This window comes from Hymenobacter aerilatus (genome assembly GCF_022921095.1).
Lineage (GTDB): Bacteria > Bacteroidota > Bacteroidia > Cytophagales > Hymenobacteraceae > Hymenobacter > Hymenobacter aerilatus.
This window is the reverse complement of the sequence record NZ_CP095053.1, coordinates 3,027,669-3,049,493: the sequence shown is the minus strand read 5'-3', so window position 1 is coordinate 3,049,493 and position 21,825 is coordinate 3,027,669. Positions and strand designations below refer to the sequence as shown.

Genomic DNA, 21,825 nt, shown 5'->3' with positions numbered 1-21,825 from the left:
GAGTTTGCGTATCTTTTCCCGGATCCTGTGCCGCACTGTAACCTTCTGTCGGTTTTTGCGGTTATTCCGAAAGCTATGCCGCACCACCTGAGCGTCCGTATCGACCCCAATTCCGGCTTTTGTTTCGGCGTAATCTATGCCATTCAGATGGCCGAGGACCTGCTTGACGAGCAAGGCTATCTATATTGCCTGGGCGACATTGTGCACAATGATGAAGAAGTAGAGCGCCTGCGCCAGCGCGGCCTGCGCATCATCGACTACGACACCTTTGCTACTCTACGTAGCGAGGCCGTGCTCATCCGGGCCCATGGCGAACCACCCGCCACCTACCAGATGGCGCTGGAAAATAACCTGACGCTGATTGACGCCTCGTGCCCGGTGGTACTGAAGCTGCAAAACCGCATCAAGGCTAGCTTCGATAAGAAGGATAAAATCTTCATCTACGGCAAGCACGGCCACGCCGAGGTGCGCGGACTGCTGGGCCAGACCGGCGGCGAAGCGGTGGTGTTTGAAAACCTCGACGAGCTACTGCGCCACGAGCTGCCCGACAACATCACGCTCTACAGCCAGACCACCAAGAGCACCGACAGCTTCTACCGCATCAAGGGTGAGCTGGAGCAGCGCGGCCACACGGTGAATGCCAACGACACAATTTGCCGGCAAGTGAGCAACCGCGACAAAGACCTGCGCCGGTTTGCTGCGCAGTTTGACCAAGTGATTTTTGTGTCGGGTACCAAAAGCTCCAACGGCAAGGTGCTCTACCACGTGTGCCTTGAAACCAACCCCAACACGCACTTTGTATCGAAAGTAGAGGAACTGCAAACCGAGTGGTTCCGGCCGGGGCAGTCGATTGGAATTTGCGGCGCTACCAGCACGCCCATGTGGCTGATGGAAAAAGTGCGCGACACGCTGCTGCGACTCTAGCGAGTGATGAAGCGACGAAGTAGAGGAGTGATTTTCTGAACGCCCGCCGGCCGCTCTGGTGTTACTTTCGCGTGTCTCTGCCGAAAACCTTATGTCGACAACTGCTGCTCTACCCACCCAAAAGCGCCTGAAACCTACATCTGTGGGGTATAAGGGGGTAAGCATTGCGTTGTTAATTATGGCGATGTGGGCTGGTTTACTGACCTACCTGCTGGCCTACTATCAACCCGATTGGCGCACGCCCTGGCCCTACCTGCTGGCGCTGGTGCAGATGCACCTCTATACCGGGTTGTTCATTACGGCCCACGACGCCATGCACGGTGTGGTGAGCCCCGACTCGCGCCTGAACAACGCCATTGGCACCGTCGCCGCGCTGCTGTTTGCTTACAACTGGTTTCCTAGGATGCTGCCCAAGCACCATCAGCACCACCGCCACGTAGCTACCCCCGACGACCCTGATTACCACGACGGCGAGCATCCCGACTTCCTGTTCTGGTTCGTTCGCTTTGCATGGAACTACGTGACCTGGTGGCAGGTAGTGCTGATGGCCGCGACGTATAACGTGCTGAAGCTGTGGTTTCCGCAGGAGAACGTTATTGTGTTCTGGATGATACCGGCCGTGCTGGCTACCTTACAATTGTTCTTCTTTGGGACCTACCTGCCGCACCGGGGCGAGCACGCCCCCGATAACCCACACAAGTCGCGCACGCAGTTGCGCCACCATTTGTGGGCTTTTGTAAGCTGCTACTTCTTCGGTTACCACTACGAGCACCACGATCAGCCCTACCTACCCTGGTGGCGCCTGTGGCGCACGAAATAAGTCTGCATAATAAACGTCTGCCATTTTGTCAAAGCGGCGCTACCAATCAGTAGCGCCGCTTTGCTTTTTGCGGTAGGGAAGTTGATAAACTGCTTAAATGCGCTGAAAAGCCCTATTTACTATGGTGGTAGAAAATGGTAAATGGTGGTGGGCTTTTCCCAGGCAATCCGTACTTTTGCTAGTATCCCTGAAACGACGCCAGGCAATGCCATGAACCTTCTCTCCGGCGAATATGAATGCAAGCTGGACCCGAAAGGGCGCCTGGTGCTGCCGGCTAAGGTGAAGGGTAGCCTACCGGAGGAAACTGGTAACCAGTTAATACTGGTGCGCGGTTTCGAGCCGTGTCTGGTGCTCTACCCACGTTCGGCGTGGCGTGTGATTCATGAGAAGGTGATGGCGTTGGACGAGTTCAACGAGGAATACCGCCAGTTTCAGCGCAACTTTTTACGGGGCATGACGGAGGTAGAGTTGGACAGCATCGGCCGGTTTATGCTGCCGCGTACCATGCTGCGCTACGCCGGCATCGAGAAGGAAGCCATTATTGTGGGCATCGGCAACCGGTGCGAAATCTGGGACCCCGAGCGCTACGACAACTTCCTCATCAAAGATCAGCAAAGCTTCTCCAAGCTGGCCCAAAAATTCCTGACCACTCCCGACGCGGCCTCTACCAACCCGCTTGCTGCATGAGCACTTCCTACCCCAACGATACCGCCTACCACCGCCCCGTGATGCTGCGCGAGTGCCTCGACGCTCTCGACCTGCGCCCCGGTGGCCGCTACGTGGACGTTACCTTTGGTGGCGGCGGACACTCGGCGCGCATTCTGGAGCACCTCACCACCGGCCACCTCTACAGCTTCGACCAAGATGCCGATGCGGAGGCCGAAGCCGCCCGCCTGGCCCGGCCGCAGTTCACCTTCATTCGCGCCAACTTCCGCGACCTGCATGCCGAGCTGGCTCGCCACGACGCCCTACCCGTTGATGGGTTGTTGGCTGACCTGGGTGTGTCGTCGCACCAATTTGATACGCCGGAGCGCGGATTCTCTACCCGTTTCGACGGGCCACTGGACATGCGCATGAACCCCGAAGCCGCCCAAACTGCTGCCGACATCGTGCAGGACTACTCCGAGGCCGAGCTGCACCGCATTTTTGGGATGTATGGTGAGGTAACGAATGCACGCACGCTGGCTGCTACCGTAGTGGCCGCCCGCCGGGGTAGGGCCATTACCACCATTGCCGAGCTAAAGAAGGCTATTGCCCCCTGCACGCCCCGCGGCAAAGAGAATAAGTACCTGGCCCAAGTATTTCAGGCCCTGCGCATCGAGGTGAACGAGGAAATGGAAGCTCTCCAGGAAATGCTCCTGCAAACGGCGCAAGTATTACGCCCAGGCGGTCGTTTGGTGGTGATGAGCTACCACTCGTTGGAAGATCGGCTGGTGAAAAACTACCTCGCTAAAGGCAAGTTTTTCGGCGAAGTTGAAAAAGACTTGTTCGGCAACACGCACCAACCTTTCACTGTGCTCACGCGCAAACCCATAGAAGCCACCGCCGCCGAAATTGCCGAAAACAGCCGTGCCCGGAGCGCTAAACTCCGTGTTGCCGAGTTAAAAATGAATAATTAGAAATGAAGAATTACTTATCAGTTTTTATTATGAAATGTGCGCCGAGTGAATTGTCGGTGATACTATATGCTATGCGTCAATTATTAATTTCTAATTCTTAATTAGTAATTAAAATCATGGCCGTTAATACCGTCAGACCACCGCAAAAAACACCTCCCCGCGCCAATGTGCCGCGCGAGGTGGCGGCGCCCATGCCTGTGCCGGAGGTAGTGCCCGAGCCTATCCACGTGCCCGAACCGGAGCCCGAGGAAGAGCCAGAGCCCTACCGCGCCCCGCGCCGGTCGGTCAGCACTTGGAGCGTATTCACGGTAGTAGACCGCGTGATGCGGATGGACGGACTGTTCCGCGAAGGGCTACCGGTGCGCTATCTGCCGCACGTACTGTTCGTGATGTTCCTGACGCTGCTCTACATCGGCAATACGCACTATGCCACGCGCATGAATCGCAATATTCAGAAGCTGAAGCTGGAAACCGAAGACTTACGCGCCGACTTCACTACCCTTTCCTCTGATTATATGGAGGCTAGCAAGCAAAGTGAGGTAGCCCGTAAAGTAGCGGCTTATGGATTGGTAGAAAGTTCTTCGCCGCCGTTCCGCATCAAGGTGCCAGCCGGCCGACTGGACGAGGCGCAGCTGGACCGCCTACCCGTCATCACGGCCGACTCGATGGCCGCGCGGATTGTAGCAGACTCGCTAGCCCGCCTAGCCGCCGAGGAAGAAGCCGGCGCACTGCCGCCCGACTCCGTGGCCGCACCTGCCCGCGCGCCCCGCATGATTGAAGCTCCGAAAGCGCGTACCCCTAAGCCTGCGAAGAAATGAAGGGAAACGTAAAAAAAGCTATTGTTACGCGGGTACGCCTGGCCTTTCTGGGGGTATGCCTGTTTTCGGCGGCCATCGTGTGGAAGGTGTCGCGCATTCAGTCGGAAGAGGAAGGAGCAAAGTGGCGCGCACTAGAGCAGGAGCGCCGGGTGGTGTACCAGCCAGTATTTGCCACGCGGGGCACCATTCTGGCTGGCGACGGCAAAAGCATCATGGCTACCTCGCTACCCTTTTACCGGGTAGCCTGGGACCCGAGCGTGGTTGATAAAGACCTATTGCGCCTTAAGGCCGACTCGCTGGGGCTGCTGCTCTCGCGCTTTTTCGGGGATAAGTCGGCGCAGGAATATGCCCGCAAGCTCAAAAATGCTCGCAACGCTTCGCCCGTGGTGCGCTATATCCGGTTGAACTCGCGGCAGATCAATTTTCAGGAGAAAAAGCAGCTGGCCACGTGGCCCATTTTTCGGCTGGGTAAAAACAAAGGCGGCGTTATTTTCGAGAAGGTCGACAAGCGTTTCCGGCCGTTTGGCGGGCTGGCCCAGCGCACCATTGGTTTCCTGAATGAAGACAAGAATGGTGCGGGGCTGGAGTTTACTTACAACCGCAGCTTGGCCGGCAAAGACGGTGAGGCCTTGTTTGAGCGCCTACCCGGTGGTAACAAGCCCATCTACGATGGCTCGGAAGTGAAGGCCCAGGCCGGCTACGATATCCGAACAACTCTCGACATCAACTTACAGGACGTAGCCGAAAACGCCTTGTATAAGTCGTTAGTAGACAACGATGCACAGTACGGCTGCGTGGTGCTGATGGAGGTGAAAACCGGCGAAATCAAGGCCATTGCCAACCTGGGCAAGATTGGCGACGGCGTGTATACCGAGAATTATAACTACGCCATTGCCGACCAGGGCCGCACCGAGCCGGGTTCTACCTTCAAGCTGGCTTCGATGATGGCCTTGTTTGAGGACGACCCCGATATCGAGTTGACCGACACGGTGAACACCGGTACCTCGGGCTCCATGAAGATTGCCGGCGCCATCAAAACTGATACCCACCCCAACGGCCGCGTGACTATTCAGAAGGCCATTGAGCAGTCGTCGAACATTGGGGTAGCGAAGCTCATCAACGACCATTTTTCGGCCAACCCCGAGAAGTACACCGACCACCTCAAGAGCTTCGGGCTAGATAAGCCGCTGGGCTTTCAGATGGCCGGCGAGGCACGGCCCTATATAAAAGACCCCAATGACCGGAGCTGGAGCCGTACTTCCCTCTCTACCATGAGCATCGGCTACGAGCTGAAGCTGGCCCCGTTGCAAACGCTGGCGTTTTACAATGCTATTGCCAACGACGGCGTGAAGATTGAGCCCATCATCGTAAAAGAAATCAAGCAGGCCGACAAGGTGCTGGAGAGCTTTGATGCGCGGGTGTTGAATCCAAAAATCTGTTCGGATAAAACCGTTGCCAAGCTGCAATCCATGCTGAAAGGGGTAGTGCTGAATGGCTCGGCCCGCGGCATCAAAACCGATGACTACAGTATTGCCGGCAAAACCGGCACTGCCTGGAAGTTCAAAAATGGCCGCTACACCCGCATGTATTCCACCAGCTTTTGCGGCTATTTCCCCGCCGATAAGCCCAAATACAGCTGCATTGTAGTAATTGACTCGCCCCGCCGCGGCCGTATATACGGTGGCACGGTGGCCGCGCCAGTGTTCCGCGAAGTGGCCGATAAGGCCATGGCCCGCGACGCGGCCAGCCAGCGGCCCTTGCTGGCACGGGGTAGTGGCCCCCGCTCGCGGGTGCCTTATGTGCGCGCTGGCATGCAGGATGAACTGCAATTGGTGTGCGAAAAACTCTCGATAGGAATGGACGCGCCGCAGGCGGTAGCCGAAGACTGGGTACGCGTGACGCCGGCCCGCGACTCGGCCAAGCTGGCGGTGGTGGCACAGCCCGTATCGCGCGACCGGGTGCCCAACGTGCAGGGCATGACACTGCGCGATGCCTTATTTTTGCTGGAAAACCGAGGCTTGCGCGTGAAAACTGTGGGCACGGGCCGCGTACAGCGTCAGTCTTTGGCTGCGGGTAGTGCCCTACAAAGAGGTACTACCGTGGTGCTGGAGCTGGCACCTATTGGCCGGCAGATGGTGCCGGTGCTACTACCCACGGTAGCTGCCGAACCCAAGCCGGCCGTGACTTATCCTGCCGAGCCAGCCAAAAAACGTGCGGCACCGTCGTCTCTGACTCAACAGGCGCCGCGCCGGACCGAAACCAAACCAAAAGCTTAACCGGCGCCCGTCGCGTCGTTTCTTACTCTTGACAACACATTCTCTTTCTGCGCTCCTCACCGGCATTCCGGTGCTTGACCAACAGGGCCCTACCGAAGTAGAGGTGCAGGGCCTTACCCTCGACTCGCGTCAGGTCGGGCCGGGCACGGTATTTTTCGCCCTGCGCGGAGTGGCCGCTGATGGTCACCAGTTCATACCAAAAGCGGTGGAGCAAGGCGCTGCTGTGGTGGTGTGCGAAACCCTACCCGACGAGCGAGCTGACGCCGTGAGTTACGTGCTGGTGCCCGACAGTGCCGCCGCCATGGCCCTGATGGCTGCCACGTTCTACGACCACCCTTCTCAGAAACTACAGCTGGTAGGCGTAACGGGTACCAACGGCAAAACCACCTGCGCTACCTTGCTGCACAAGCTGTTCCGGGAGTTGGGCTACCATGTGGGCCTGCTGAGCACGGTGCAGAATCAGATTGATGAGGAGGTGATTCCGGCCACCCATACCACGCCCGACGCTATTCGGCTAAACGAGCTGCTGGCGCGCATGGTGCGGGCCGGCTGCGCCTACGTGTTTATGGAGGTTAGCTCGCATGCTGTGGTGCAGCACCGCATTACGGGTCTGCACTTCGCGGGAGGCATCTTCACCAACCTCACTCACGACCACCTCGACTACCACGGCACCTTCGACGCCTACCTGAAGGCCAAGAAAGGCTTCTTCGACAAGCTCCCGAAAACTGCCTTTGCCCTCACCAACGCCGACGACAAGCGTGGCCCGGTGATGCTGCAAAATACGGTGGCCCAGCGCGAATCGTACGGGCTGCGGGGGGTAGGGACGTTCCGGGGTAAGCTGCTCGAAAACGCCGTGCACGGTCTGCACCTGGAAGTAGACGGCCGCGAAGTGCAGTTCCGCCTCATTGGCGTGTTCAACGCCTACAACCTGCTGGCCGTGTATGGCGCGGCGGTGTTGCTGGGCGAAGACGCCGACGCGGTGCTAACCATCCTGTCCGGCCTGCTGTCGGCACCAGGGCGGTTTGAGCCGGTGGTATCGGCGCACACCCGCGTGACGGGCATCGTGGACTATGCTCACACACCCGACGCCCTCGAGAATGTGCTTGATACTATTGCCGACATCCGCCAGCCGCGGCAGCAGGTGATTACGGTGGTAGGCTGCGGCGGAAACCGCGACGCGGCCAAGCGTCCCATTATGGCGAAACTGGCCTGCCAGGGTTCTGAGCGCGTAATCTTAACCGCCGATAATCCGCGTTTCGAGGACCCCAACGATATTCTGCATCAGATGCAGGCGGGCGTGGCCCCAGCCGATATGGGCAAGGTACTGACCATTGCCGACCGGCGCGAGGCCATCAAAACGGCGGTGGCGCTAGCCCAGCCCGGCGATATTGTGCTGGTAGCCGGCAAAGGCCACGAAACCTACCAAGAGATGAAGGGAGTGCGCGCACCGTTCGACGATAAGCAGGTGCTGCGCGAGATGTTTGAGCTGTTGGAAAAATGAAGAAGAACCCGAGTAGTTCTGCTACCCCCACTTGGTGGATGCAGCAAACCGAAAAAAATGGCACGTCGCACCACCCTGTTAGTCCGGCGCTGTCTACCACGCTGATCCGGGCCGATGCGCTGGTGCAGCAACTGCGCACCGTGCACACCACCTACCACGATGCCCTACCCGGCCCGTGGACGGTGACCGGCACTAATCAAATTCAGAACAAACGCAATACCTGACGCCTCGGCAAAAAGCCAAACCTTTGCGGTTTGGAATTGTCCAGACTGTCTTTTTTCGCTGATTTCCTGCGCTCATGCTCTACCACCTCTTCACGTTTTTATACAAAACCTACCACCTACCGGGCGCGGGGGTGTTTCAGTATACCACATTTCGGGCGGCCATGGCCGTCATCACTTCCCTGCTGATTGCCCAGGTATTTGGGGGGCGTCTCATCCGCGTGTTGCAGCGCCGCCAGATTGGCGAGGGCATCCGCGACCTGGGGTTGCAGGGCCAAATGGAGAAAAAAGGTACCCCCACCATGGGTGGCCTGATCATCCTGCTGGCTATTCTGGTACCGGTGCTGCTGTTTGCCCGTCTCGATAACATCTATACCATTCTGATGCTGCTGAGCACGGTATGGCTCGGTCTGATTGGCTTTCTCGACGACTATATTAAGGTAGTGAAGAAGGACAAAGAAGGCTTGGCCGGCCGCTTTAAGGTGCTGGGCCAGGTAGGGCTGGGCATCACGGTAGGGTGGGTGCTGTTTTTTTCCAACGACGTGACCGTGCGCCAGTACCTGCTGCCCGACGGCCAGCTCTCGGCTGTGGATGCCAGCACCGTATACCAGGACGTGAAGCTGATGATTACGACCATCCCCTTCGCCAAAAACAATGAGCTGAACTACGGCAACCTGTTCAGCTACGCCGGGCCGTATTTCAACGGCCTCTACGCCTTCCTCTACATTCCCATCGTCATCGTCATTATCACGGCCGTCAGCAATGGCGCTAACATCACCGACGGCCTCGACGGGCTGGCGGCCGGCACCTCGGCCATCATCGGGACTACCATTGCCATCTTCGCCTTTGTGAGTGGTAACTCGGTACTGGCTGACTATCTGGATGTTATGTATATTCCAAACTCCGGGGAGTTGGTAGTGTTCTGTACTGCGTTTGTGGGGGCGTGCGTGGGTTTCTTGTGGTATAATTCCTACCCCGCGCAGGTGTTTATGGGCGACACTGGCTCGTTGGCCATTGGCGGCATCATTGCCGTGCTGGCCCTTATCATCCGTAAAGAATTGCTAATTCCGGTGCTGTGCGGGGTGTTTCTGATTGAGAACCTGTCGGTGATTGTGCAGGTGAGCTACTTCAAATACACCCGTAAAAAGTACGGCGAGGGTAGGCGTTTGCTGCGCATGTCGCCCCTGCACCACCACTACCAGAAGCTAGGCTACCACGAGTCCAAAATCGTGTCGCGTTTCTGGATTGTGGGTATCATGTTGGCGGTGCTGACGCTGGTTACTTTAAAATTGAGGTAATGGACTTTAGCCCGCAAAGGACGCAGTGTTTTCGCAGAGGGCGCTGAGGTCTGCGTCTTCTGCGGGCTAAACTCATCAAACGAACTATGAACATCGTCATTTTAGGAGCTGCGGAAAGTGGGGTAGGGGCGGCGCTATTGGCGCAGGCCAAAGGACACACCGTATTTGTATCCGATAAAAGCCCAATTCAGCCGCACTACAAGGAAAAGCTGACGGCAGTGGGCATTGAGTTTGAGGAAAATCAGCATACCGAAGAGCGAATTCTAGCTGCCGACGAGGTAGTGAAAAGTCCCGGTATTCCAGAGAAAGCACCTATTATTCAGCAGATAAGGGAAAAACAAATCCCCATTATTTCTGAGATTGAGCTAGCCGGGCGCTACACCAACGCTAAGTGCATCTGCATCACGGGTACCAACGGCAAAACCACCACCACACTGCTCACCTACCATTTGCTGAAAGAAGCTGGCCTGAAGGTAGGGCTGGCCGGCAACGTGGGCTACTCCTTGGCCGAGCAGGTAATTGAAGACCAGCACGACTACTACGTGGTGGAGCTGAGCAGCTTCCAGCTCGACGACACGCACGACTTCCAGCCTTGGGTATCGGTGCTGCTCAACATCACCCCCGACCATCTTGACCGCTACGAGTATTCGTTGGAAAAATATGCTGAGTCCAAGTTGCGTATTATGCGCAGCCAGGACAGCAACGGCTACTTCATCTACAACGCCGACGACGAGAACATCCAGCGCTACTTCCAAGGGGCATTTCGGCCGGTGCGGCAGTTGCCCTTCAGCCTGCATCATCGCTCCGATTTTCACCTGGCAGGCTACTACGAAGAAGAAAGCCTAATACGTTTGGACTTGCTGCCCGGCTTTTATAGCAAAACTGAGGAAATCAGCACCATCAATTCGCCGCTCATCGGTCAGCATAACCGGCAGAACATATTGGCGGCCGTGCTCTGCGCCCGCGTGGCGGGGATAGAACGTGAGCAAATTGAGAGTGCCCTGGCAACTTTCCGTAACGCCGACCACCGCTTACAACCCGTGGGCGAAATCAACGGCGCTACGTTCATCAACGACTCCAAGGCCACCAACGTGGAAGCTGCCTGGTATGCCCTGGACGGTATCACCAAACCTATCATCTGGATTGCCGGCGGCACGGACAAAGGCAACGATTACACCTCGCTGTTGCCCCTAGCGCAGGAGCGCGTGAAAGCGCTGATTTGCCTGGGCGTCGACAACGATAAGCTGCGCAACGCCTTCACCGGCGTGGTACCCTACCTCGTTGAAACCCAGCGCATGACCGATGCTGTAGAGCGCGCCGCCGCCCTGGCTCGTCCCGGCGACGTGGTGCTGCTCTCGCCCGCCTGCGCCTCCTTCGACCTGTTCAAAAATTACGAAGACCGGGGTAGACAATTCGCAGCGGCAGTTGGTGAGATGGTGAAATCGTGAGATGGTGAGTGAGATGTTCAACCCGAACATCAACTCTCTGCTCATTACATACTTGACTTCTCACACAATCCGCGCTGCCAAAACGACAAACTCACCATCTCACCTCATGGAACCCATTAAAAACTGGCTGCAACGCAACCTCAAGGGCGACCCGGTCCTGTGGGGTATTGTGATTTTGTTTTCGCTGATCAGTATTGCGGTGGTGTACTCGGCTACGGGTACGCTGGCTTACAAGAAGATGGGCGGCAATACCGAGTATTTTCTAATTAAGCACACTGGGCTAATTCTGGTGGGACTGTTTTTCATGTGGCTGGCCCACCGCATCGACTACCGCTACTACTCGCGCCTGTCGCTGTACGCGCTGCTGTTATCGGTGCCGCTGCTGCTGTTCACGTTCTTTTTTGGCGGCACTACCCTCAATGATGCTTCCCGCTGGCTCACCATTCCGGTTATCAACCAAACCTTCCAGCCTTCTGATTTGGCCAAGCTGGCGCTTATTGCGCATTTAGCCAGTATGTTGAGTCGTCGCCAGCAGCACGTGCAGGATTTCAAAACGACGCTGCTTCCTGTGATGCTGTGGGTAGGACTGATCTGCGGCATCATCATCATGAGTAATGCTTCTACGGCGTTGTTGCTGTTCATTACGTGTCTGTTGCTGATGTTTATTGGTCGTGTGCCGCTGAAACAAATGGCCGTGATGGTGGCCATTGGCTTGGTAGTGGGCGGGGTAGGGCTGGCTTCGGGTCAGCGCTACAAGACGGTAATGAGCCGCGTGTCGAGTTTCACCGATAAATCGAAGCCGGTGCCGTTTCAGCTGGAGCACAGCTACATAGCCATTGCTACAGGCGGTGTCACGGGCAAAGGCCCCGGCAAGAGCACCGAGCGCAACATCCTCCCGCACCCGTATTCCGACTTCATTTATGCCGTGATTATCGAGGAGTACGGCCTAGTGGGCGGCACATTCGTGCTGTTCCTATACCTAGCTTTTCTGTATCGAGGGCTGAAAACCGTGATGAACAGCGCTGGCGCCTTTGGCGGGCTGCTGTCAGCGGGCCTGAGCTTCAGTCTGGTGTTGCAGGCTATGGTAAATATGGGTGTAGCCGTGGGCCTGGGGCCGATTACGGGCCTACCCTTACCGTTGCTGAGTATGGGTGGTACCTCGCTTATTTTCACCGGTATCAGTATCGGTATTATCCTGGCTGTGAGTCGGGGCGAGCGGGAGGTGCGCCCGATGGTGGGCGAGCCCGCCGACACCGCCCGTATTCCGCGGGTAGCCATGGGGTAGGGTAGTAGGGGCGGCTTGTAGCCGTCCGCCTACCGAACGTCAACAGCACAGACTGTCATGCTGAGCCAGTCGAAGCATCTCTACCGCTTCGCCCAATAGTAATTGATTACGCACGGTAGAGATGCTTCGACTGGCTCAGCATGAAGACTAGAGTTAATATCTAAAACCAAATGAAAGTAATCATCAGCGGCGGCGGTACGGGCGGCCACATCTTCCCGGCCGTGGCTATTGCCAATGAGCTGCGCCGTCGCCACCCCGATGCGGAAATCCTTTTTGTGGGCGCCAACGGCCGCATGGAGATGACGCGCGTGCCCGAAGCGGGCTACCGCATTGTGGGCCTCGACGTGACGGGCTTGCAGCGCCGCCTGACACCCCAGAACCTGATGTTTCCGGTGCGCGTGTTCCGGTCAGTACGCAAGGCGGGGCGGCTGCTCGAAGAGTTCCAGCCCGATGCGGTGGTAGGGGTAGGAGGATATGCCTCGGCACCGGTACTGCTGGCTGCCACCTCGCGCGGCATTCCGTCCCTCATTCAGGAGCAAAACTCGTACGCTGGCCTCGTCAACAAGCTCCTGGCCCGCCGCGTCGACCGCATTTGCGTGGCCTACGAAGGCATGGAAAAGTTTTTCCCCGCTGATAAGCTGGTACTTACAGGCAACCCTGTGCGCGCCGAAATTGCCAGCGGCAGCCGCGCCGAGGCGCTGGCCTTTTTCGGGCTCGATGCCAGCCGACCAGTGCTCTTGGTAGTAGGGGGTAGCCTGGGTGCTCGTACGCTCAACGAGGCCACAGCCGCCGCGCTACCGCGCTTACAGCAAGGAGGGATACAGTTGCTCTGGCAAACCGGCAAAACCTACTACCCCCAAGCTGCACCAGCCGCTGTGCCCTATGCGGCAAATGGTTTGCACGCCCTGGAGTTCATCCAACGTATGGATTTGGCCTACGCCGTTGCTGATGTAGTAGTGAGTCGGGCCGGGGCGTTGTCAGTGTCGGAGCTGTGCCTCACGGGCAAGCCAAGTATCTTGGTGCCCTCGCCCAACGTGGCCGAAGACCACCAAACCAAAAATGCCATGGCTCTGGTGCAGCGCAACGCCGCCCTGCTGGTGACGGATAGCCAGGCCGCCACCCGTCTCTACGACGAAGCCTTGGCCCTGCTGCATCAGCCCGAGCGCCGGCAACAAGTAGCAAGCAACGCCCTAGCGCTGGCGCGCCCAGCAGCTACAATCACCATCGTAGACGAGCTGGAGAAATTAATTACTAATCAAAAAATCGATTAAACGGAACACGTCTTTCTGTGCCTCATATACCCTCAATTCTTAATTCAAAACCTTGAAGCCTTACGTTTATTTTTTGGGTATTGGTGGCATTGGGATGTCGGCGCTGGCACGGTGGTTTCAGGCCAACGGCCATCAGGTGAGCGGCTACGACAAAACGGCTACTCCCCTCACAGAGGCACTTACGGCTGAAGGTATTGCCATTCACTACACCGATGCAGTGGAGAGTATTCCGGCAGTGGTGCGCGACAACCGCGAACAGACGTTGGTGGTACTCACGCCGGCCATTCCGAAAGACCACCAGGAGTGGGCGTGGCTGCGTGCCCAAGGCTACGATATTCGCAAGCGCAGCCAGGTGCTGGGTGTGCTTACCGAAGGACGCCCTACCCTGGCCGTAGCCGGCACCCATGGCAAAACCACCACCAGTAGTATGCTGGCGCACTTGCTGCACCACGCCGGCCTGCCGGTAGGAGCATTCCTGGGTGGTATCAGCGTCAACCTCGGTTCTAACCTGCTATTGCCTGAGGAAATAAAGAAAGGCGCTACAGAAACTGCTGAGGCAGAGATGTCAGCTAACGACCATCAGCTAGCAGCCAAGCAGACGCCTATCGTAGTAGAGGCCGACGAGTACGACCGGTCCTTCCTGACGCTGCATCCTGATGTGGCCATTATTACCAGCACCGATGCCGACCACCTTGATATCTATGGCGACAAGGATGCACTAGTGGAATCATTCCGGCAGTTTGCGCGGCAGATCAAACCTGGCGGCACGCTGTTGCTCAACCATACGGCCGATGCCAGCGTGGCCGATGCGGTAGGGCCGGAGGTACGTGTTATTCACTACGGGCTCACAAAAAAGCAAGAGACAGAATTATATTCCTCGACCATCACCGCAGAGGGCCATCAGTTTCATTTCGACCTACATAGCCCGCTTGGTAACGTGCCGGATCTGCAATTAGCCGTGCCAGGTTATCACAATGTGGAAAACATGTTGGCCGCTGCTTGCGTAGCGCAGTTGCAAGGTATCGGTGCTGCTGCGCTGCAAGCAGCAGTAGCGGCCTACCGGGGCGTGAAGCGGCGGTTCGAGTTCATCGTAACGGCCACTTCGGGTACCGGTTCAAGGGTATATGTGGACGATTATGCCCACCACCCACGCGAAATCGACGCCTTTCTGCGTTCCTTACGAGCGCTCTACCCCGGCAAACGGCTGCGGGTAGTGTTTCAACCCCATTTGTTCACCCGCACTCGCGACTTCTTGGCGGGCTTTGCTGAAAGCCTGAGCTTGGCCGACGAGGTGGTGCTACTCGATATCTATCCGGCGCGGGAGCTACCCCTACCTGGTATCACCTCGGCATTGCTCCTGGAGCTGATAACGGCCCCCGTAAAGTCGTTACAGACCAAAGAGCAGGTGCTGGCCGCTGCCCAAACCGACGATTCCTTCGACGTGCTGGCCACGGTAGGTGCCGGTGACATCGACCAGCTAGTACCCCGTTTGCGGAATATTCTAGATATTAGATGGAATGGAGCTGAAGCGTAAAGCCAATAATCTACTATTTGCCACTGGCTGCCTGGTGCTGCTGGTTGGGCTACTGATATTTGCCGGTATTCGGCAAACGCATCGGCCTGTGGGCCAAGTCATTGTAAAGATTAGTAATGAGTTCAATAACTACTTTATCAGCGAACGGGAAGTGACGCAGCTACTGACTAGAAACGGCCGAGACCGGCTAGAAGGTAGCGCGCCTGAGGCCCTGAACCTGCGGGCGCTGGAAGCACGCCTGAAGGCGCATAGCTTCGTGAAAGACGCACAGGTGTACCGCGACCTGGCGGGCAATCTGCACGCCGATGTGCGCCAGAGCCGGCCTATCGCTCGCCTCACGCACCCGGATACTCGCCAGGATTCCTACCTCGACGCTGATGGCCGGCAACTGCCACTCTCGCCGCTGTTTACGGCCCGCGTGGTGCCCGTGGCCCGGCAGGGGGGAGCTCCGTTGCAGGCTGGTTTCTTCCAGGATTCGACCGGCCGGCACTACCTGGAGCTGCTGCGCTACATCGATGAGCACCCCTTTTGGCGAGCTCAGGTAGCGGAAGTTTTTATTGACCCAAATGGCAAGGTTGCTCTCACCCAACAGGTAGGCGACCAGCGCATAGAATTTGGTTTTCCGAAGAATATATCGGAAAAATTTGCGAAACTAATGGTATTTTACCGCCAGATTCCACCAGCCCTAGGTTGGAATACCTACCACCGCGTCAACGTGGAATTCAAAGATCAGATTATCTGCGAATAGCGATAGTCTCTTTTAAAAACGCCGGAAATACGCGTTTTTTGCGTCATATTCCTTAGCTTACCTAGCTGCAACACCCTACCCTCACGCCTCCGTCTCATGCAAAACGATAAAATTGTAGTCGGTCTCGACATTGGAACCACTAAAATCTGCGCGCTGGTAGGGCGCAAAAACGAATTCGGCAAGCTCGAAATCTTGGGCATGGGCAAAGCCGTGTCGGAAGGCGTGGTGCGGGGTATCGTGTCGAACATTGACAAGACAGTAGACGCTATCAAACGGGCCATCCGGCAGGCGGAGGAGCAGTCTGGCATCAACATCGGCGTGGTGAACGTAGGTATTGCCGGCCAGCACATCAAAAGCCTGCAACATAACGGCAGCATCACACGGGCTTCTACCGACAGCGAAATTACGGTGGAAGACGTGACCCGGCTGACCAATGATATGTATCGGCTGGTGACCCCACCCGGCTCCGAAATCATCCACGTAATGCCCCAGGACTACAAGGTGGATTACGAGGAGGGAATTATGGACCCTGTGGGAATGTCGGGTGTGCGTTTGGAAGGGAACTTCCACATTATCACAGCACAGAGCACGGCCATCAACAACATCAACAAATGCGTGACCAAGGCCGGGTTGGAAATCGACAACCTGATCCTGGAGCCATTGTCCTCGTCGATGTCGGTGCTGTCGGACGAAGAGAAGGAAGCGGGCGTGGCGCTGATTGATATTGGTGGCGGCACCACGGACCTGGCTATCTTCAAAGATGGCATCATCCGCCATGCAGCGGTACTACCCTTCGGCGGCAACATCCTGACCAGCGACATCAAGCAGGGCTGCGCCGTGATGCAGAACCAAGCGGAGCAGCTGAAGGTGAAGTTTGGTAAAGCCATTGCGGAAGAAGCTTCTGAGTACGAAATCGTAAGTATTCCAGGGTTGCGCGACCGGGCGCCCAAGGAAATTTCTCTGAAAAACCTGGCCTATATCATAGAGGCCCGGATGGAGGAAATTGTGGAACTAGTGTATGCCGAAATTCAACGTACTGGCTACGCCGACAAGCTGGCTGCCGGTATTGTGCTGACGGGCGGTGGCTCGCAGTTGCAAAACCTAGTGCAGCTCACGGAATATGTAACCGGTATGGACACCCGCATCGGCTACCCCAACGAGCACCTGGGTAAGAGTAAGATTGAGGCGGTAAAGTCGCCGATGTATGCTACTACCGTGGGCTTGGTGCTGGCTGGCTACCGTCCCCTCGACGAGCGAATCAACCAGAGCGTTTACGAGGAGGAGCAGCCACAGGTGTACTACCAGCCGCAGGCTCCCGAGCCACGTTACACGCCCCCAGTGCCCGCAGCACCTCAGCCTGCTCCTGCCCCAGAGCCGGAGAAACCCAAGAAGCCCTCGGGCGCTAGTAAGTTCTTCCAGGACATTATCAGCCGCACCAAAGGCCTGCTCATCGACGATTTCGACGATAAGCAGTATTAGGTAGTTGGGGTCTTAGGGTCTTGGGGTCTTGGTTTTTACTATTACTGTATCAACCTGACTCCAAGCGCCTCTATTAAAAGCCAAGACCCCAAGACCCCAAGATCCTAAGACCCTTCTACATGAATTTTACCTTCGATATACCAGCGCAAAACACGTCCATCATTAAGGTGATTGGCGTGGGTGGGGGCGGCTCCAACGCCGTGAACCACATGTTCAATCAGGGCATTAAGGACGTTGAGTTTGTAATCTGCAACACCGACAAGCAGGCCCTGGCTTCCTCGACGGTGCCCAACCGCCTGCAAATCGGGTTGGACCTGACCGAAGGCCTGGGTGCGGGCGCCAACCCCGAGCGGGGTAAGCAGGCTGCTATTGAAAGCAAAGAACAAATCCGGGAGCTGTTAAGCCACGGTACCAAAATGGTGTTTATCACGGCGGGCATGGGCGGCGGTACCGGTACCGGTGCGGCCCCCGTTATTGCCCGCGTAGCCAAAGAGCTGGACATCCTGACGGTGGGCATCGTGACGGCACCCTTCATGTTTGAGGGCAAGAAGAAGCGCCAGCAGGCCGAACAGGGCATCAAGGAGCTGAGCGAGAACTGCGACACGGTGCTGGTGATTCTCAACGACAAGCTCCGCGAGATTTACGGCAACCTACCCATTCGCTCGGCCTTTGCCAAGGCTGATAACGTGTTGAGTACCGCTGCAAAGTCCATTGCCGAAATCATTACGGTGACGGCCGATGTGAACGTGGACTTTGAAGACGTGAAAACGGTGATGAAGGACTCGGGTGCCGCCGTAATGGGTAGCTCTATCACGGAGGGTGAAAACCGCGCCCGTCGTGCCGCGGAGGAGGCCTTGGCTTCGCCGCTGCTTAACAACACTGACATTCACGGCGCCCAGCGCATCCTGCTCAGCATCATGTCGGGTGACCAGGCAGAGCTAGAAATGGATGAGCTGACTGAAATTACGGAATGCATTCAGGACAAAGCTGGCCAGAATGCCGAGGTGATTTTCGGCCACGGCATCGATTCTACCCTGGGCCAAAGCATCCGAGTAACGGTAATTGCTACCGGTTTTGCCCGCGAGGCGCATACCATCACCGATAGCCTGGTGAACAAGGAAGCGCCCAGTACACCGGAAACAGTTGCTCCGGCTGCCCCTGCCGAGCCACGTTCAGACAATTCAATCGTGCCTACGTTTGGCGCGCCAATTCCGGCGCCCCCCGTTGCTCCTGAACCGCCTAAGGTGACGACCTTCGACCTGGAAACGTCTTCGTACACCTACGAGCCCCCCATTAACCCGTCGCCAACGCCGAATCCGGAGCCGGTGTTGCAACCCCAGCCGCAGCAGTATCAGCAGCAGCCGATGCACGCCACGCCCTACCAGCCATCGGCCCGGCCCGCGCACGACGCCCGTGCCGAGGAACGCCGCCGCCGCTTGCAAGGTCTGAGCAATGGCCTCACCAACGAAGCCATCAAAGACCAACTGGAAACACCGGCTTACCTGCGCCGCCAGGTGAAGCTGGAAAATGTAACGCCTTCCAGCGAGCAAAACATCAGCCGATTCAATCTTTCTGACGACAACGAACTGCTCGGCGACAACCGCTTCCTGCACGACAACGTGGATTAAGGAAACAAATAAACCCAAAGCCACCGGCCCACTGACGTATCTTCAGTGGGCCGGTGGCTTTTAAACCTAATCTAATAGCTGATTATAGCTGCCTTCCGCTTTATTTGCGCCGCTTAGTGGAAGTGGGGGTAATAGCAGGCGGCGACGTTGCCGAGCGAGTAGCAGTGCCGGACCGTTTCGTTCTCTGCATCTTCTGTGAAGCTTGCACCACGCGCAGCATATTCATACTTTGAGCTAGATTTTGGAGCGAGTCGGAAGTGGCTGAGTGACCATGAAGTGGAGCGTAGAACTCCAGGCTGGATTTGAGCAGGGAGTCGGCCGCTACGGCTAGGATTTCATCCTGGTTCATGCCCGAGCGGTAGAAAAACCAGTCGCGTAGCTGCACGCGGCGTGGCGTGGCGGCTCCGCCCAAATTGAATTGGGTAGGACGCAGGCGCTCCGCCACGCTGCCTTCCTGGGTGCTGTCTACATAAAGTTGAGTGGTTCCGCGAGCGTAGTAATGCGTAAGGGCCAGCTGGTGCCAGCGGTTGTTGGCCACAGGTACTTTGCCCGTGATGCGCTGTCCTTTGGTTGAGGTATAGGCTACTACGCCACTTGGTGTCACCCGCAACGCACCAGTTATCAGTCCAGCACTGTCTTGGATAGCCAGCAGCTGGCCCGCGGTGCCGGTTTTGAAGCGGATAATGGTCGTAAACGGGTGCACCACATCCTCGGGTACCAGACGGAGGGTAGGGGCAGGCCGGCTAGCCGTATTAATGAGCCTGATACCCTGGCTGACGCGGCGCGTGGGCAGCGGCTTACCCACGTGCAGAGCATCAAAAAGCGAAGGAACCATGGTGTGCGCCATTTCGGCGTGGCCCCGGTCGTTGGGGTGTAGGGCATCAGACCAATAGCCTGTCGTCCAGCGGCCCTGTCCATCATCAACGGCACCAAGCAAATTGATACTGGGTACATTCCAGCCCTGAATCAGCAGGTTCATTTGTTTGGTGAAGGCGTATTGCTCGGGGCCGTAATCGTTGCGAGTGTAGCCATTGGTGATGATGGGCACCATGCCGTGCGCCCGCGCCCGGTTGATGAGCGCCACCAGATTGGTCTTGAATTGCTCAAAAACCGGCTGGCCTTTTTCCTTGATGCCTTCATTGCCAAGCGCCAGCGCAAACACTACATACTTAGCGCGTTGGGGTAGCAGGTCGGCATCAAAGCGCTTCATCACGGCAATAGTGTTGTTGCCGGAAATGCTGATGTTGGCCGTTTGCCAGGGCAATCCTGCCCCAGCTGCAGCTCGTTGCGCCAGCAAATCAGAGTACAGCGCCGTGTAGCCGTGCTGGTTGGTGGCGCCCACGCCAGTGGGCACAGAAGACCCCATGTATACCAACTTCAGTGAATCAAGGGGCAGAAGTGCCGTAGCGGACTGTCTGGTAGACATTGTGCCAATTGCAGAGAGGGTAGGCTCGGTGGCAGAAGGCAGTTGGGTAAGTAGAAAACTTGCCGCCAGGGCAGCGACTACAGATAGATAGGGTAGTCGAATCATGCTATGACTTGCGCGGGGTTTCCGTTTCGGGTTGCGCTGGCTCGGCTACCTCTCGGTCTGGTGAAAGGGTGCGGGGGGCACGGGCCGGACGAACGGCCGGAGAATGCGGCTCCTTCGACGTGGTAAAGCAGCTAATCAACAGGAAAAGCCCCGGCAGGAGCAGCGCGTAGGCAAACCAGCGTTTCATGTTTACAAAGTACGCATTTTGCCCGCAAGCCAACGGTTATGGCTTGCCAATCAGGGAGTAAATGGATTCGCGAAGCGCTTGTCATGCACAAACGTGGTGTCCGTTAGGGTTTTCAGGAAGGCCACAAGCTGCCGCTTTTGGGTGGCCGAGAGGCTAACCTGACTTCCAAACGGCACATTGCTGGCATCCAGCATGTTGGGGTCGATGTTGGGGCTTTGGCGCTGCACATGGTCACTGTAGTGATCCACCACTTCCTCTAGGGTAGCAAAGCGGCCATCGTGCATGTAGGGGGCCGTGAGGGCAATGTTGCGCAGAGTAGGCGCCCGAAACTTGCCGTTGTCGAAGGCCTGACCGGTGGCCTGGCCACGGCCGTTATCGGCAAAGGAAAGATCGAGGCCGTTGTTGAAAAAGTCGCGGGCCGTGAACAGCGTGCCGCCGTGGCAGTGGAAGCAGTTGGCCCCCGCAATGCCGTGGCTGGGCTCGGGGTGGTTGTTGAACAACAGCAGCCCCTGCACCTCGTCAGGCGTCAGCACCGACCGGTCGCCTGCGTAGTAGCGGTCGAAGCGCGAATTGGCTGAAATCAGTGTGCGCTCAAACTGCGCCAGTGCTTTCAGCGTGTTTTCTTCTGTAATGGTTTTCGAGCCAAACGCTTTCAGGAAAAGAGGGGGGTAGAGGTCCGTTTGCTGAAGTTTGGCTACGCCTACGGCCAGCGACTGGTGCAGCTCCACTTCGTTTTCAATCGGAATGCGGGCCTGCGTTTCGAGCGTGGTGGCAGCGCCGTCCCAGTTCAGCGTCGTTTCCCAGAGCAGGTTGGTGAGCGACATAGCGCCGCGCGGGTGCTGCCGCCCATCTACGCCCAACGACCGTGCCCGGCCATCGGTGAAAGCCTTGCTTTGCTGGTGGCAAGAGCCGCACGATAAGGTATTGTCACGGGACAAACGCGTTTCGTAGAATAGCATCCGGCCCAACTGCACGCCTTCGTTGGTAAGCGGGTTGTCGGTAGGGATGGTAGGGTTCTGCGGAAAAGTGGCCGGCAGCGTAAGCGCGTAGGGGGTAGGCGTGGCAATGGGGTCTTCCTCTTCTTCGTCCATGGTACCCTTCGGACTACACGCCGCGGCCAGTATCAGCACAGCAAGCCAGAAGCGGGCACGCAGGAAACGAAGCAGAAAAGCCATGGGCGGGGTAGAAAAGGTCATCCAGTAAGCAAGATACACGATAGGGCTGCAACGTTGCGCGC

At 57.2% G+C, this 21,825-nt stretch carries 19 protein-coding genes; 16 read left to right on the top strand and 3 right to left on the bottom strand.

Features of this window, described 5'->3' with window-relative positions; genetic code table 11:
- The first annotated feature begins 75 nt into the window (after positions 1-75).
- The 16 genes from MUN82_RS12755 (at position 76) to ftsZ (ending at position 18,870) form a co-directional block, all read left to right on the top strand.
- Positions 76-924 (top strand): 4-hydroxy-3-methylbut-2-enyl diphosphate reductase, encoded by an 849-nt coding sequence (locus MUN82_RS12755; RefSeq protein WP_185284199.1) that lies wholly within the window; start codon positions 76-78, stop codon positions 922-924.
- A gap of 91 nt (positions 925-1,015) precedes the next feature.
- A complete protein-coding gene (locus tag MUN82_RS12750) occupies positions 1,016-1,744 on the top strand; it encodes a fatty acid desaturase (protein WP_245090979.1) in 729 nt (242 codons plus the stop codon).
- 210 nt (positions 1,745-1,954) lie between these two features.
- Entirely contained in the window at positions 1,955-2,431 is a 477-nt protein-coding gene (mraZ, locus tag MUN82_RS12745) for a division/cell wall cluster transcriptional repressor MraZ (protein WP_245090977.1), read from the top strand.
- Positions 2,428-3,363: a 16S rRNA (cytosine(1402)-N(4))-methyltransferase RsmH gene (gene rsmH, locus MUN82_RS12740; protein ID WP_245090975.1), complete on the top strand. Its 936-nt coding sequence runs from the start codon at positions 2,428-2,430 to the stop codon at positions 3,361-3,363. Before mraZ ends, rsmH begins: the two co-directional genes overlap by 4 nt.
- A gap of 116 nt (positions 3,364-3,479) precedes the next feature.
- Positions 3,480-4,181, top strand: a complete 702-nt coding sequence (locus tag MUN82_RS12735; protein WP_245090973.1) for an FtsL-like putative cell division protein — start codon at positions 3,480-3,482, stop codon at positions 4,179-4,181.
- Positions 4,178-6,457 carry a PASTA domain-containing penicillin-binding protein gene (locus MUN82_RS12730; RefSeq protein WP_245090970.1) on the top strand — a complete coding sequence of 760 codons (2,280 nt, stop codon included), beginning with the start codon at positions 4,178-4,180 and terminating at the stop codon, positions 6,455-6,457. The genes MUN82_RS12735 and MUN82_RS12730 overlap by 4 nt, the downstream gene beginning before the upstream one ends.
- Before the next feature lie 28 nt (positions 6,458-6,485).
- Positions 6,486-7,958 carry a UDP-N-acetylmuramoyl-L-alanyl-D-glutamate--2,6-diaminopimelate ligase gene (locus tag MUN82_RS12725; RefSeq protein ID WP_245090968.1) on the top strand — a complete coding sequence of 491 codons (1,473 nt, stop codon included), beginning with the start codon at positions 6,486-6,488 and terminating at the stop codon, positions 7,956-7,958.
- The gene (locus MUN82_RS12720) at positions 7,955-8,182 is read left to right on the top strand and encodes a hypothetical protein (RefSeq protein ID WP_245090966.1); all 228 of its coding nucleotides are present in this window, start codon (positions 7,955-7,957) and stop codon (positions 8,180-8,182) included. The genes MUN82_RS12725 and MUN82_RS12720 overlap by 4 nt, the downstream gene beginning before the upstream one ends.
- 74 nt (positions 8,183-8,256) lie before the next feature.
- The gene (mraY, locus tag MUN82_RS12715) at positions 8,257-9,477 is read left to right on the top strand and encodes a phospho-N-acetylmuramoyl-pentapeptide-transferase (RefSeq protein WP_245090963.1); all 1,221 of its coding nucleotides are present in this window, start codon (positions 8,257-8,259) and stop codon (positions 9,475-9,477) included.
- An 86-nt stretch (positions 9,478-9,563) separates the two neighbouring features.
- Entirely contained in the window at positions 9,564-10,925 is a 1,362-nt protein-coding gene (murD, locus tag MUN82_RS12710; RefSeq protein WP_245090961.1) for a UDP-N-acetylmuramoyl-L-alanine--D-glutamate ligase, read from the top strand.
- A 106-nt stretch (positions 10,926-11,031) separates the two neighbouring features.
- Positions 11,032-12,210, top strand: a complete 1,179-nt coding sequence (locus MUN82_RS12705; RefSeq protein WP_245090959.1) for an FtsW/RodA/SpoVE family cell cycle protein — start codon at positions 11,032-11,034, stop codon at positions 12,208-12,210.
- A gap of 170 nt (positions 12,211-12,380) precedes the next feature.
- Complete coding sequence (gene murG, locus MUN82_RS12700; RefSeq protein ID WP_245090957.1) at positions 12,381-13,481, top strand: undecaprenyldiphospho-muramoylpentapeptide beta-N-acetylglucosaminyltransferase; 1,101 nt, start codon at positions 12,381-12,383, stop codon at positions 13,479-13,481.
- A 52-nt stretch (positions 13,482-13,533) separates the two neighbouring features.
- Positions 13,534-15,015: a UDP-N-acetylmuramate--L-alanine ligase gene (locus MUN82_RS12695; RefSeq protein ID WP_245090955.1), complete on the top strand. Its 1,482-nt coding sequence runs from the start codon at positions 13,534-13,536 to the stop codon at positions 15,013-15,015.
- Positions 14,999-15,763, top strand: a complete 765-nt coding sequence (locus tag MUN82_RS12690; RefSeq protein WP_245090953.1) for a cell division protein FtsQ/DivIB — start codon at positions 14,999-15,001, stop codon at positions 15,761-15,763. The genes MUN82_RS12695 and MUN82_RS12690 overlap by 17 nt, the downstream gene beginning before the upstream one ends.
- Before the next feature lie 96 nt (positions 15,764-15,859).
- Complete coding sequence (ftsA, locus tag MUN82_RS12685; RefSeq protein ID WP_245090951.1) at positions 15,860-17,242, top strand: cell division protein FtsA; 1,383 nt, start codon at positions 15,860-15,862, stop codon at positions 17,240-17,242.
- Positions 17,243-17,361: 119 nt separating this feature from the next.
- Positions 17,362-18,870 carry a cell division protein FtsZ gene (gene ftsZ, locus MUN82_RS12680; RefSeq protein WP_245090949.1) on the top strand — a complete coding sequence of 503 codons (1,509 nt, stop codon included), beginning with the start codon at positions 17,362-17,364 and terminating at the stop codon, positions 18,868-18,870.
- 100 nt (positions 18,871-18,970) lie between these two features.
- Here ftsZ and MUN82_RS12675 read toward each other — a convergent pair whose 3' ends face one another.
- From MUN82_RS12675 to MUN82_RS12665, 3 genes are all read right to left on the bottom strand, one after another.
- Positions 18,971-20,296, bottom strand: a complete 1,326-nt coding sequence (locus tag MUN82_RS12675; protein WP_245090947.1) for an SGNH/GDSL hydrolase family protein — start codon at positions 20,294-20,296, stop codon at positions 18,971-18,973.
- A 106-nt stretch (positions 20,297-20,402) separates the two neighbouring features.
- Entirely contained in the window at positions 20,403-20,588 is a 186-nt protein-coding gene (locus MUN82_RS12670; RefSeq protein WP_245090944.1) for a hypothetical protein, read from the bottom strand.
- Between the two features lie 50 nt (positions 20,589-20,638).
- Positions 20,639-21,784: a cytochrome-c peroxidase gene (locus tag MUN82_RS12665; RefSeq protein ID WP_245090941.1), complete on the bottom strand. Its 1,146-nt coding sequence runs from the start codon at positions 21,782-21,784 to the stop codon at positions 20,639-20,641.
- Positions 21,785-21,825: the final 41 nt, after the last annotated feature.

What these genes read in the sequence shown, in the direction of transcription:
- rsmH (WP_245090975.1), top strand. Translation starts at nt 2,428, where the DNA reads ATGAGCACTTCCTACCCCAACGATACCGCCTACCACCGCCCCGTGATG.
- MUN82_RS12735 (WP_245090973.1), top strand. Translation starts at nt 3,480, where the DNA reads ATGGCCGTTAATACCGTCAGACCACCGCAAAAAACACCTCCCCGCGCC.
- murD (WP_245090961.1), top strand. Translation starts at nt 9,564, where the DNA reads ATGAACATCGTCATTTTAGGAGCTGCGGAAAGTGGGGTAGGGGCGGCG.
- MUN82_RS12675 (WP_245090947.1), bottom strand. Translation starts at nt 20,296, where the DNA reads ATGTCTACCAGACAGTCCGCTACGGCACTTCTGCCCCTTGATTCACTG.
- MUN82_RS12730 (WP_245090970.1), top strand. Translation starts at nt 4,178, where the DNA reads ATGAAGGGAAACGTAAAAAAAGCTATTGTTACGCGGGTACGCCTGGCC.
- ftsZ (WP_245090949.1), top strand. Translation starts at nt 17,362, where the DNA reads ATGAATTTTACCTTCGATATACCAGCGCAAAACACGTCCATCATTAAG.
- MUN82_RS12690 (WP_245090953.1), top strand. Translation starts at nt 14,999, where the DNA reads ATGGAGCTGAAGCGTAAAGCCAATAATCTACTATTTGCCACTGGCTGC.
- MUN82_RS12750 (WP_245090979.1), top strand. Translation starts at nt 1,016, where the DNA reads ATGTCGACAACTGCTGCTCTACCCACCCAAAAGCGCCTGAAACCTACA.
- murG (WP_245090957.1), top strand. Translation starts at nt 12,381, where the DNA reads ATGAAAGTAATCATCAGCGGCGGCGGTACGGGCGGCCACATCTTCCCG.
- mraY (WP_245090963.1), top strand. Translation starts at nt 8,257, where the DNA reads ATGCTCTACCACCTCTTCACGTTTTTATACAAAACCTACCACCTACCG.
- MUN82_RS12705 (WP_245090959.1), top strand. Translation starts at nt 11,032, where the DNA reads ATGGAACCCATTAAAAACTGGCTGCAACGCAACCTCAAGGGCGACCCG.
- MUN82_RS12720 (WP_245090966.1), top strand. Translation starts at nt 7,955, where the DNA reads ATGAAGAAGAACCCGAGTAGTTCTGCTACCCCCACTTGGTGGATGCAG.
- MUN82_RS12670 (WP_245090944.1), bottom strand. Translation starts at nt 20,588, where the DNA reads ATGAAACGCTGGTTTGCCTACGCGCTGCTCCTGCCGGGGCTTTTCCTG.
- mraZ (WP_245090977.1), top strand. Translation starts at nt 1,955, where the DNA reads ATGAACCTTCTCTCCGGCGAATATGAATGCAAGCTGGACCCGAAAGGG.
- ftsA (WP_245090951.1), top strand. Translation starts at nt 15,860, where the DNA reads ATGCAAAACGATAAAATTGTAGTCGGTCTCGACATTGGAACCACTAAA.
- MUN82_RS12665 (WP_245090941.1), bottom strand. Translation starts at nt 21,784, where the DNA reads ATGACCTTTTCTACCCCGCCCATGGCTTTTCTGCTTCGTTTCCTGCGT.
- MUN82_RS12755 (WP_185284199.1), top strand. Translation starts at nt 76, where the DNA reads ATGCCGCACCACCTGAGCGTCCGTATCGACCCCAATTCCGGCTTTTGT.